We start from the raw sequence: 10908 nt of genomic DNA on the forward strand, positions 1-10908 counted from the left end.
TCGACCGCCTCGTGCCACAGTGGGACCGGGAGAGAGGGGACCACCGTGACGCTGCTCGTCGCACTGATCGCCGTCGTGGTCCTGCTCGTCGTCCTGGTCGCCGTGCTGGCCCGGCGCGACCACGGCCGCGACCGCTCGTCCGCCGAGGCACCGCACCGCGACGACTGGGACCACGCGAGTTCGCAGGGCGTCGCCGGGTACCGGCACGAGCAGGGCGGTCCCTGGGCCTGACGCGGCCTGAGGTCAGGCCCGCCAGCGCGGGTCCCGGCCGGCGTGGGCGAGGACCTTCTCGAAGCGCGTCGCGTCGTCGCCGACGGGCACGGGGGGTCCGAACAGCCCCTGCCGGGCCGCGGGGTCGGCCGGGATCCCGAGCACGAACTCCTCCACCGCGGCGAGGCTCTCGTCGTCGGGGACGTGCGCGCGGCCGGTGGCGACGGCGAGGTCCCAGGCGTGCAGGACGAGTTCGTCGACGGCGACCGTGGCCGCGACGGGCGCCGGCAGGTCGATGCCGCCCGCGCGGGTCGCGCCCTCCCAGGCGGCGGGGTCGGTCCAGGCGCGGGCGAGGTCGTCGAGGCGCGCGGGGAACTCGGTGCGCCACGTGGGCGGCAGCTCGTCGGGCATCTCCCCACCGGGCGGGGTGCTCGTCGTGGGACCGAGGTCCTTGCGGGCGGCGTCGGTGAACGCCACCGTCAGCCCGCCGACGTGGGTGAGCAGCGCGGCGACCGTCCCGCCGCAGGGGGTCCGCCGGTCCAGGTCGTCGTCGGAGAGGGTTCGGAGGAGGGCGGCCATCGCACCGGCCGCGGGGCTGAGGTCCATCACGGACGGTGGACTCCCCGCAGCCGGTGGACTCATCGGCGCGCGGCCTGCCCGGTGTCCTCGGCGTCCCGGACCGGGACGTCGGCGGCGGCGACGTTGTCGACGAACCGGCCGGGCCGGCGCAGGGCCTGCTCGACCTGCTCCAGGCTGCGGCCCTTCGGTTCGGGCACGTACCGGACGACGAACACGATGCACAGCACGTTCATGAGGGCGTAGAGCCCGAACGTGGCGGTGCGGCCGATGCTGTTCACGGCGCTCAGCGCGGTGACGGCGATGAGCAGGTCGAAACCCCACAGGGTGAGGGCCGCGAGGCTCGTCGCGGGACCGCGGACCGCCAGCGGCAGGATCTCCGGCCCGAGCAGCCACACGACCGACTGCATGCTGACACCGTTGAGCCCGATGTACGCGAACAACGCCCCGACGATGACCCACTGCTGGGCGGTGGACGTCTGCTCGGGCAGGAACGACAGCGCGAGGACGCCCATCGCGATCGCCGAACCGGGCATGAGCAGCAGCAGGATGCGGCGCCGGCCGACGCGGTCGAGCAGCAGGGTCCCGGCGATCCCGGCCGCGACGAGCATGACGCCGATGCCGATGCCGGTGAGCAGGGCGACGGAGTCGCCGAACCCGGCGTCGGTCAGCACGGTGGGGGCGTAGTAGACGACGGCGTTGATCCCGGTGAGCTGGGAGAACATGGCGATGCCGAGCGCGGCGACGAGGGCGGGACGGATCCAGCCCTTGCGCAGTTCCTTCCAGGGGTTGGTCGGCAGCCGGTCCTGCACGGCGTGGATCCCGGCGATCTCGGCGTCGACGTCGTCCTCGGGCCGCCGCAGCCGGGCCAGGACCCGGCGGGCCTCCTCGACGCGACCGGCCTCGACGAGCCAGCGCGGGCTCTCCGGCAACCGGGTCATGCCGAGGGCGAGGACGACGGCGGGCACGACGGCGAGGGCGAACATCCACCGCCAGCCGCCGCTGCCGGCGAGCAGGTAGCCGCAGACGTAGGCGACGAGCTGGCCGATGGCGACCATGAGCTGGAACAGGACCATGAGCCGGCCCCGGATGCCCGGGGGTGCCATCTCGGCGATGTACACGGGGACCATCGCCGAGGCGCCCCCGACGGACAGGCCCAGGACGAACCGGGCCGCGATGAGCGAGCCGGTGTCGGGGGCCAGGGCCGCGGCGATCGCGCCCACGCCGAACACGACGGCCACCGCGGCGACGATCCGCCTGCGGCCCAGCCGGTTCGAGAGCGCACCGCCGCCGAGGGCGCCGACCATGGCACCGACGAGGATGGCGCTGACGACGATCTCCTGCTGCCGGGAGGACAGGTCGAAGTCGCGGCTGAGGAACAGCAGCGCGCTGGAGATGATCCCGGTGTCGTAGCCGAACAGCAGCCCGCCGAGGGCGGAGGTCGCGGCGACGGCGTAGACGAGCCGGGGCTGGCCGGTCGCGGGCGTGGACCCGCTCGCGGGGACGCTCACGCCTCTCCCATGACGAGGCCCTCGATGGTGTGCTTCTGGGTGATGGGGGTCAGTTCATCGACGACGGGGCAGTGCAGGTGGGCCCTGACCCGCTCGGGCAGGTTCTCCCAGTACCCCTTCGTGACGGCCATGTCGTGGTGCTCGGCGTTGCCGGCGCCGGGGGCGTCGACGCCGAGGACGAGCACGGGCCGGGCCTTCTCGGAGTGGTTCTTCGTGCCGCGGTGGATGGTGAGCGCCGAGCGCGCCGAGACGTCACCGCGCTGCGGGTACTTGCGCACGGCGCGTTCGGTGTAGCGGCCGTAGTCCGCCTTGTCGGGGAACATCTCGTGCGTGAACTCCGAGCCGTCGTCGAACTGGGTGCCGAGGGCGATCTCGAACGGGCCCATGTCCTCCTCGGTGTCGACGGCGGTGAGGTTGAAGGCCAGCGAGGTCAGGCGCCCGTCCCGCTTGGTCTCCTCGGGGGCGGGGAAGTCGCGGTGCCAGGGCTGGTTGACGGCGCCGGCGAAGGGGACGTCGAACCCGAGTTCGACGATCTCGTAGTCCGGCCCGAGGACGCCCTCGCACACCTGGCGGACCCACGGGTGGTCGACGAGGTCGACGAACCCGCGCACCTGCTCGGGGTGGATCTCGACGTAGTAGCGGTTCGGTCCGCGCCCGACGGCGCCGTCGGGGCGGGAGCGGGCCTCCTCGAACGCGGCCTCGATGTCCTCGCGGAGCCGGTCGGCCCACTCGGTGCTGAAGGCGCCCTTGCGGGCGACGATGCCGTCGCGGTGGATCGTCGCGACGAGGTCCTCGGTGCTGGGGCCGTTCTCCGTGACGGGCTGGGCCTGCGTGGTCATGACGTCCAAACCTCTTCCTCGAGCTACGGGGTCGCCCCCAGTCTGCAACGTGGCATGCCACGTGGCAAATAGAGCCCCGGGAGGACCGTGCGACGATCGGCGGCACAGCGGACGAGAGGGGTGCACGGGTGGCGAACCTGCGGGAGGTCGCGGCAAAGGCCGGGGTCTCGGTGCGGACGGTGTCCAACGTCGTCAGCGGCGCCGGCCCCGTCGCCCCCGCCACCCGCGCCCGCGTCCAGCAGGTGCTCGACGAGGTGGGCTACCGCCCCAACCTGGCCGCCCGCCACCTGCGCGGCGGCCGGACCGGCGTGGTCGGCCTCGTCGTGCCCGAGCTGACCTCCGCCTACTTCGCCGAGCTCGCCGGCCTGGTCGTGGCCAGCGCCGGCGAACGGTCCTGGACGGTGGTGGTCAACGAGTCCGGAGGCACCGTCGAGGGCGAGCGCCGCCTGCTGGACGACGTCGGCGGCCGGATGCTCGACGGACTCGTCGTCAGCCCCTGGGCGCTGCCGCCGGAGGAGCTGACCGCGCAGGCGGGCGAGCTGCCGCTGGTGGTGCTCGGCGAACGCGACCCCGCCGGGGTCGCCGACCACGTCACGGTCGACAACGTCGCCGCCGCGCACGCCGTGACCACCCACCTGATCGGTCTGGGGCGCCGGCGCATCGCCGCGGTGGGCCTGCAACCGCACCTGGCCAACGGGACTGCGGCGCAACGACTCCTGGGGTACCGGCAGGCCCTGACCGACGCCGGCCTGCCCCCCGAGGAGGCCCTGGAGGTGCCCGTGGCGACGCTGCACCGCGCCGAGGGGGCCCGCGCGGCGCAGGCCCTGCTGGACGCCCCGCACGCACCCGACGCCGTGTTCTGCTTCAGCGACGGTCTCGCGCTGGGAGCCCTGCGCGTCCTGCTGCGCAGCGGTCGGCGCGTCCCCGAGGACGTCGCGCTCGCGGGGTTCGACGACATCGAGGACGGCCGCTACGCGACCCCGTCGCTGACCACGGTCTCCCCGGACAAGCGGCAGATCGCCGACCGGGCCCTGCAGTGCCTCGCCGACCGGATCGGGCGGCGCGGGCCGGCCACCGCGCAGCGGATCGTCGTGCCGCACCGGCTGCTCGTGCGCGAGAGCACGGCGGGGGACCTCACCGCCTGACCTCACGCCGGACCGGGCCCGGGGAGGACGCCGGGACGGACGACGCGGTGTGCACAGGCTCCGCACCCCGGGCGACCGGTCGGTTCCTGTGGACGGCCACGGGACCGGGCCCGTCGCGGCCCGCAGGCTGTGCGCATGTCGATCCCGCACCGCGTCCTGCTGCCACCCGTCACCACCCCCGGGGACCTGACCACCCGGTGGGCCCTGGTCGTCCGCGAGGGCGACCTGACCGTCCGCGACCAGCCCCGCAACGACCTCCTGGTCCAGCTGTTCGACGCCGAGGGGCACCAGCAGTCGGCGCTCGTCGTCGTCGAGGACGTGCCCGACCGCCCCGAGGGGCCGTTCCTGCGCAACCTCGCCGCGATGCTCCACGAGGTGCTCGCCGAGCAGACCGCGGGGATCGGGGCCGCCGCCTTCGCGCTCTCACCCCCCGGGCCGCGGGACGTCGGCGCGGCGGACCTGGAGTGGGCGCAGGGCCTGGTCGAGGCCTGCGCGGCCGAGGCCTTGCGCGTCCTCGGCGTGCACCTGGTCACGGACGGGGGTGTCCACCCCCTCCGGTGACCGCGCGCCGGGACGTCAGACCGCGGCCGGTTGCCCCACCGGTCGCGGCTGCTGACGCGGGGCGGGGCGCCGCACGGCCTCCTGCAGCGTCATGCCGCTGATCGCGTCGCACAGCTCGGGCAGCGACTCCAGCACCGCCTCGGCGATCTCGAGGGGCACGGCCTGCGGGGAGAGGATCGTGACGGTCACCTTGCCGCGGCTGCTGGGCCCCTGGGACACGAAGCAACCGGGGACCCGCTCGGAGATGCCGGAGATGAAGCCGTTGAGGTCGCGGACCCCGATGGGTCTCGTGGTCTCGATGGCCAGGACAGTCTTCATCGCACTCCTCGCGGGCACTCGGTCGGTCTAGCTGGTCGTTCGGTGGTCGGGGGCCCGGCGGGGCCTCTCACCTTCCACCGCATCGGCAAGGACCAGGTGCCACAACACCGCGGGTGTCTGGATTCACCCTGAACGGAGCAGGCTCCCCGTCGACGCCGTCCCCGGGGTCAGCGGGGCAGGGTGAAACTGGCGACGAGGTCGTTCAGTTCCGTCGCGGTGCGCGAGACCTCACCGGCGGTGGTCGCGGTGTGCGTGGCCCCCGACGTGGTCTGCTCGGCCGAGGCGGCGATCCCGGAGATGTTCGCCGCGATCTCCTGCGACCCGGTGGACACCTCGGTGACGTTGCGGACCATCTCCGACGTCGTGGCCGACTGCTCCTCCACCGCCGCGGCGATGGTGGCCTGCAGGCCGTCGATGCGGGCGATGACCTCGGTGATCTCGGTGATCGCCGCCGCCGCCGAGGCCGCGTCGGTCTGGGTCGCGTTGACGCGGCCCACGATCTCCTCGGTCGCGCGGGCGGTCTGCTGGGCCAGTTCCTTGACCTCGCCGGCCACGACGGCGAAGCCCTTGCCCATCTCCCCGGCCCGGGCGGCTTCGATGGTGGCGTTCAGGGCCAGCAGGTTGGTCTGCTCGGCGATGGAGGTGATGAGCTTGACGACCTCGCCGATCTCGCGGGAGGAGGCCGACAGGCGGTCCAGGGTCTCCCCGGCGGTGGAAGCGGCGGCCACGGCGGAGGCGGCGGTGGCCGAGGCGTCGGCGGTGGAGGTGGCGATCTCGCGGATGGCTGAGCTCATCTGGTCCCCGGCGGCGGCCACGGTCCCGATGTTCGCCGAGATTTCCTCGGTGGCTGCGGAGACGACCTGGGCCTGGGTGGAGGCTTCCTCAGCACCGGAGGACAGTTGGGTGGCGACGGCGTTCAACTCCTCCGAGGAGGCGGCCAGGGTGGAGGCGTTGCCGGCGATGCGGCGCATGGTGGCCGTCAGGCGCTCCATGGTGGCGTCGACGGCGGCGGCGAGTTGCCCGACCTCGTCCTTGGACTGGATGCCGACGCGCTGGTCCAGGCGGCCTTCGGCCAGGCCGCGCACGACGGTCAGGGTGCGGGCCAGGGGGGCCGAGACGGAGCGGGACACGACCACGGCCACGACCGCGGCCACGACCAGGGCGAGAGCACCCAGCACGATCAGGACGACGACGGTGGTGCGGTAGGCGCTGGCCCCGTGGTCGGAGGTGGCGACCGCGTTGGCGACCTCCGCGGCGCGGATGGTGTTGATGGTCGTGAGGGCCTTCTCGGCCAGGGGCGTCGTCTCGGCCTCCCGGACCCGGATGAAGCCGACGATGTCGTCCTTCTCGGCGAGCGTGAGCAGCTGCTGGCGCGAGGCGCGGAACTGGCTCAGCGTGCTCGCGAAGGTGTCGCGGTCCGCCTGCGTGGACACCGGGTACGTGGCCAGGTAGCGCGCCCACGCGGTGTCCAGCGCCTGGTCGTCGGCCGCCATCGCCGCCTCGGCGGCCTGCGTGGCGGCCGCGTCGTTGGTCAGCGCGGCGTTCGCGAGGTCCAGCCGGGAGGCCAGGAAGTCGGCCTTGACCTCCCCGATGCTCTCGACCCCGGGCACGACGACGGAGGACATCGCCGACACCGTGGCCTGCGAGGTCCCGAGGCGGTTGACGCCCAGCAGGACGACCCCCGCGAGCAGGAGGCAGACGACGCCGAAACCGGCGAAGAGCTTGGAGGTGACGGTCAGGTCGCGCAGGGTCTTCACGGGGGTCCTCATCAGAGCATCGGAACGGACAGCCCGGGTGATGCGCGGGACGACCGCGCGACGCCACCACTTCTCGAGCTCGGTGGGGACCATCGGCACGCCCGGTGCTTGCCTTGAGCACCCGCACCACCCCGGTCCAACGAGCCGACGGACGCGCCGGGTGACACCCTCAGCGTTCCGAGACGACGAGGTGAGGCAGTGGTGACAGGCCGGCACGACGACCCGGACGCAGCGCTCGACGACGGCCGCGCGCAGGACTTCGTCGGCTCCCGGGACCTGACCCGCTGGCCCACCGCCGCCGGTCGCCGCCTGGCGGGCGCGACCCTCGCGGCCGGGCACCGGCTGGCCCCGCACCAGGTGCTCCTGCTCACCCTGCTGATCGGCCTCGGGCTGACGGCGGCGCTGGCCGCGACGACGGACGCCGTCTACGACAGCGTCGTCGAGGACGACGGGGTCGCGCGGCTGGACCACCCCGTCCTGGCCCTGGCGGTGCACCACCGCACCCCGCTGCTGGACACCTGGGTGACGGGTTTCACCCACGTCGGCGGGCCGGTGGGGGCGCCGGTCCTGGCGGTGGCGGCCGCGGTCGGCTTCTCCCTGGCCTGGCGCAGCCGGACCCCGGCGGTCCTGACGGTGGCGACGATGCTCGGCTCGCTCCTGCTCACCGTCGCCGGCAAGGACGCGGTGACGCGGGCACGCCCCCCGCACGTCGACGCGGTCCCGCCCTACGAGTGGGGTTTCTCCTTCCCCAGCGGGCACGCGCTGAACGCCGTGGCGCTGGCGGGGATCGTGGCCTACCTCCTGCTGCGGCGGCTGCGCCGGGCGTGGGCGCGGCGGCTGACCGTCGCGCTCGCCATCGTCTACGCCGCGGCGATGGGGCTGAGCCGGGTGTTCCTAGGGCACCACTGGCTCACCGACGTGCTCGTCGGCTGGGTGCTCGGCCTGGCGTGGCTCAGCGTCGTCATCACGTCGCACCGGCTGTTCCTCACGGTGCGCCGGGCCCGCGCGCGCTGACTCCCGCGCGACCCTGCTCCCACCTCGATCCCAGGACGACCGGTGGCGTCGCGGCAGGGGAACGGAGTCGGGTCGCGGGACGCCACGGGCGTGGTGCACGGCTCTGGAGCCGAGCAAGAACGCCGAAGCGCCACGCAGGGCATCCCCGTGCTGCAACAGTGAGGTTCCTTTGAACCCTTGGAGCCGATCGAGGCAGGACGGGACCCATGAATCGTTGGAAAGCGGTGATCGCTGCGGCGAGCGCAGCGGTAGCTCTGGTGGCGACCGGGGGGCACGCAGCTGCGGCTCCGACCGACCCGGCGGTGGGGCGGGAACGAGTGATCGTCCAGCTCAAGGCCCGCGCCGATGTCCAGTCGGTCGCCGACCAGCAAGGCCGTGGCGGGGGCAGGGTGCGGCACGTGTACGAGCACGTGCTCGACGGCTTCGCGGCGGAACTCCCCGCCCAGGCGGTCGCAGCGCTGCGCAAGAACCCGAAGGTCGAGTCCGTGACTCCCGACGTGCAGACCCACGGTTCCACGACGCAGGTCGACCCGCCCTGGGGGCTGGACCGCATCGACCAGCGACCCACCGCACCGGACGGCGGGTACTCCTACGACACGACCGGTGCCGGGGTCACCGTGTACGTCGTGGACTCGGGCATCCGGTTCAGCCACACCGAGTTCGGTGGCCGGGCCAGCAGCGGGTACGACTTCGTCGACGGCGACTCCGACGCCTCCGACTGCGCCGGACACGGGACGCACGTCGCAGGCACCATCGGCGGTCGCACCTACGGCGTCGCCAAGGACGTCCGGCTGGTGTCCCTGCGCGTCTTCGCCTGCACCAACGGCGGCTGGAGCAGCGACACCATCGCGGCCTTCGACTGGGCGGTCGCCCACAAGCAGGGGCCTTCCGTCATCAATTACAGCGGCAGTGGTGGGGCCGACGACCTCACCGACGAGGCAGCGGCCCGTGCGACGGCCGCGGGCATCCCCGTCGTCGTCGCCGCGGCGAACGACAACACTGACGCCTGCACCAAGAGCCCCGCCAGAGCGCCCTCGGCGATCACGGTCGCGGCCTCCGACTCCAGCGACGTGCGCGCCTGGTTCTCCAACTACGGGCCCTGCGTCGACCTCTTCGCCCCGGGGGTCTCGGTGCTGTCGAGCACGATGGACTCCGACACCTCCAGCGGGTACATGAGCGGCACGTCGATGGCCACACCGCACGTGGCCGGGGCCGTCGCGCGCTACCTGCAGAGCAACCCCAGCGCGTCGGTGGCGCAGGTGACCGACGCCTTGAGGTCGTCGGCGACCACCGGCGTCGTCGTCGATCCCCAGTCGGCGAACAGCGGCCTGCTGCACGTCGCCCCTCCCGCCGCGACCGTTCCGGGCGCCGCGACGACGGTGAGCGCCGCCCAGGTCGGCACGACGCAGACCGCGACGTTGTCGTGGGCGCCACCGGCGAGCGACGGCGGCTCGGCGATCACCGGCTACCGGGTCTCGCGCAACGGCACCGACACCAACGGCACCGGACCGTGGTCGACGACCGTGTCCGCCGCCACGCGCAGCTTCAGCTTCGGCGCCCTGGCCTACGGGTCCAGCTACACCTTCACCGTCGCCGCCCTCAACGCCGTCGGCACCGGAACCAGCACCTCAGCCGCACCGGTGACCATCACCCGACCCGCCACGACCGTTCCCGGGGCACCGACGACGGTGAGCGCCGCTCAGGCGGGCACGACGCAGACCGCGACGTTGTCGTGGGCGCCACCGGCGAGCGACGGCGGTTCCGCCGTCACCGGCTACCAGGTCTCGCGCAACGGCACCGACACCAACGGCACCGGCCCCTGGTCCACGACCGTGTCCGCGACGGCACGGACGTTCTCCTTCGGTTCCCTCGCCTACGGCTCCAGCTACACCTTCACCGTCGCCGCCCTCAACGCCGTCGGCACCGGAACCAGCACCTCAGCCGCACCGGTGACCATCACCCGACCGGCCACGACCGTTCCCGGCGCACCGACGACGGTGAGTGCCGCCCAGGTGGGTACCTCCCAGAGCGCCACCCTGTCGTGGGCGCCCCCGGCGAGCGACGGAGGCTCGGCCATCACCGGCTACCGGGTCTCGCGCAACGGCACCGACACCAACGGCACCGGACCGTGGTCGACGACCGTGTCCGCCGCCACGCGCAGCTTCACCTTCGGCGCCCTGGCCTACGGGTCCAGCTACACCTTCACCGTCGCCGCGATCAACGCCGTCGGCACCGGAACCAGCACCTCACCGGCCGCGGTGACCGTGAAGCGCGCCACCGTCCCGGACGCACCCACCGGCGTCAGCGCCGCGCGGGGCAACGCGTCGGCGAGCGTGAGCTGGACCGCACCGTCGTGGCCGGGAACCTCCGCCATCACCGGCTACCGGATCCGCCGCTACGCCGGCACCAGCACCACCGTGCAGGCCACCACCACCGTGGCGGCCAGTGCCCGCAGCTTCACCGCCACCGGGCTGACCAACGGGACGGGCTACAGCTTCGACGTCACCGCCGTCAACGCTTCGGGCCTCGGCGCGGTGTCCGCCCGCACCGCGGTGGTGACGCCGGCCACGGTGCCGGGAGCACCGGTCGTCGGGACGGCGACCTCGGGAGCCTCCGGGGGCAGCATCACCGCGACCGCGACCTGGAGCGCCCCCGCGAGCAGCGGCGGCAGCTCGATCACCGGTTACCGGGTCAGCGCGTTGCGGATGAGCTCCTCGGGAACGGTGCTGGGCACCACCGTCTCCTCGACGCAACCGGCCTCGGCCAGGTCGCTGTCGATGACCCTCCCCCAGACCGGCACCTACCGGTTCACCGTCCAGGCCCTCAACGCCGTCGGGGCCGGCAGCCAGTCCGCCCGCTCCAACGCCGTCACCGGTCAGTAGACGTCCACGAGACCGGACCGTCCCCGGCAGCGGCCGTACCTCGGCCGTTGCCGGGGACGGGCGTCGGCTGTCTCGTCGGTGCGGCCTCGGGAACC

At 73.5% G+C, this 10908-nt stretch carries 10 protein-coding genes; 5 read left to right on the top strand and 5 right to left on the bottom strand.

Annotated elements, in window-relative coordinates; translation table 11 throughout:
* Positions 1–45: 45 nt before the first annotated feature.
* Positions 46–231 carry a hypothetical protein gene (locus tag CLV37_RS19950; RefSeq protein WP_106213701.1) on the top strand — a complete coding sequence of 62 codons (186 nt, stop codon included), beginning with the start codon at positions 46–48 and terminating at the stop codon, positions 229–231.
* Positions 232–243: 12 nt separating this feature from the next.
* Here the strand turns inward: CLV37_RS19950 and CLV37_RS19955 are convergent, their stop codons facing one another.
* The 3 genes from CLV37_RS19955 to CLV37_RS19965 are packed head-to-tail and all read right to left on the bottom strand — an operon-like array spanning position 244 to position 3136.
* Positions 244–816 carry a TIGR03086 family metal-binding protein gene (locus CLV37_RS19955; RefSeq protein WP_211298805.1) on the bottom strand — a complete coding sequence of 191 codons (573 nt, stop codon included), beginning with the start codon at positions 814–816 and terminating at the stop codon, positions 244–246.
* Between the two features lie 32 nt (positions 817–848).
* Positions 849–2297, bottom strand: a complete 1449-nt coding sequence (locus tag CLV37_RS19960; RefSeq protein ID WP_106213705.1) for a sugar porter family MFS transporter — start codon at positions 2295–2297, stop codon at positions 849–851.
* The gene (locus tag CLV37_RS19965; protein WP_106213910.1) at positions 2294–3136 is read right to left on the bottom strand and encodes a phytanoyl-CoA dioxygenase family protein; all 843 of its coding nucleotides are present in this window, start codon (positions 3134–3136) and stop codon (positions 2294–2296) included. Before CLV37_RS19965 ends, CLV37_RS19960 begins: the two co-directional genes overlap by 4 nt.
* Before the next feature lie 128 nt (positions 3137–3264).
* Here CLV37_RS19965 and CLV37_RS19970 point away from each other — a divergent pair, with 128 nt between their 5' ends.
* Both CLV37_RS19970 and CLV37_RS19975 read left to right on the top strand, forming a co-directional pair.
* On the top strand, positions 3265–4281 hold the full coding sequence (locus CLV37_RS19970) for a LacI family DNA-binding transcriptional regulator (protein WP_106213707.1): 1017 nt from the start codon (positions 3265–3267) through the stop codon (positions 4279–4281).
* Between the two features lie 135 nt (positions 4282–4416).
* Positions 4417–4842 carry a hypothetical protein gene (locus tag CLV37_RS19975; RefSeq protein ID WP_146149505.1) on the top strand — a complete coding sequence of 142 codons (426 nt, stop codon included), beginning with the start codon at positions 4417–4419 and terminating at the stop codon, positions 4840–4842.
* Positions 4843–4857: 15 nt separating this feature from the next.
* Here the strand turns inward: CLV37_RS19975 and CLV37_RS19980 are convergent, their stop codons facing one another.
* Both CLV37_RS19980 and CLV37_RS19985 read right to left on the bottom strand, forming a co-directional pair.
* A complete protein-coding gene (locus CLV37_RS19980) occupies positions 4858–5160 on the bottom strand; it encodes an uL22 family ribosomal protein (protein WP_106213712.1) in 303 nt (100 codons plus the stop codon).
* A gap of 167 nt (positions 5161–5327) precedes the next feature.
* Positions 5328–6929: a methyl-accepting chemotaxis protein gene (locus tag CLV37_RS19985; protein WP_106213912.1), complete on the bottom strand. Its 1602-nt coding sequence runs from the start codon at positions 6927–6929 to the stop codon at positions 5328–5330.
* A gap of 189 nt (positions 6930–7118) precedes the next feature.
* On the opposite strand from CLV37_RS19985, the gene CLV37_RS19990 reads away from it, so the two are divergent.
* Together CLV37_RS19990 and CLV37_RS19995 are read left to right on the top strand one after the other, a co-directional pair.
* Positions 7119–7931, top strand: a complete 813-nt coding sequence (locus CLV37_RS19990) for a phosphatase PAP2 family protein (RefSeq protein ID WP_211298806.1) — start codon at positions 7119–7121, stop codon at positions 7929–7931.
* 206 nt (positions 7932–8137) lie between these two features.
* Positions 8138–10813, top strand: a complete 2676-nt coding sequence (locus CLV37_RS19995; protein WP_106213716.1) for a fibronectin type III domain-containing protein — start codon at positions 8138–8140, stop codon at positions 10811–10813.
* The last annotated feature ends 95 nt before the right edge of the window (positions 10814–10908 follow it).

The sequence above is a fragment of the Kineococcus rhizosphaerae genome (genome assembly GCF_003002055.1).
GTDB classification, from domain to species: Bacteria; Actinomycetota; Actinomycetes; order Actinomycetales; family Kineococcaceae; genus Kineococcus; species Kineococcus rhizosphaerae.

What these genes read in the sequence shown, in the direction of transcription:
- CLV37_RS19975 (WP_146149505.1), top strand. Translation starts at nt 4,417, where the DNA reads ATGTCGATCCCGCACCGCGTCCTGCTGCCACCCGTCACCACCCCCGGG.
- CLV37_RS19985 (WP_106213912.1), bottom strand. Translation starts at nt 6,929, where the DNA reads ATGAGGACCCCCGTGAAGACCCTGCGCGACCTGACCGTCACCTCCAAG.
- CLV37_RS19980 (WP_106213712.1), bottom strand. Translation starts at nt 5,160, where the DNA reads ATGAAGACTGTCCTGGCCATCGAGACCACGAGACCCATCGGGGTCCGC.
- CLV37_RS19955 (WP_211298805.1), bottom strand. Translation starts at nt 816, where the DNA reads ATGGACCTCAGCCCCGCGGCCGGTGCGATGGCCGCCCTCCTCCGAACC.
- CLV37_RS19995 (WP_106213716.1), top strand. Translation starts at nt 8,138, where the DNA reads ATGAATCGTTGGAAAGCGGTGATCGCTGCGGCGAGCGCAGCGGTAGCT.
- CLV37_RS19965 (WP_106213910.1), bottom strand. Translation starts at nt 3,136, where the DNA reads ATGACCACGCAGGCCCAGCCCGTCACGGAGAACGGCCCCAGCACCGAG.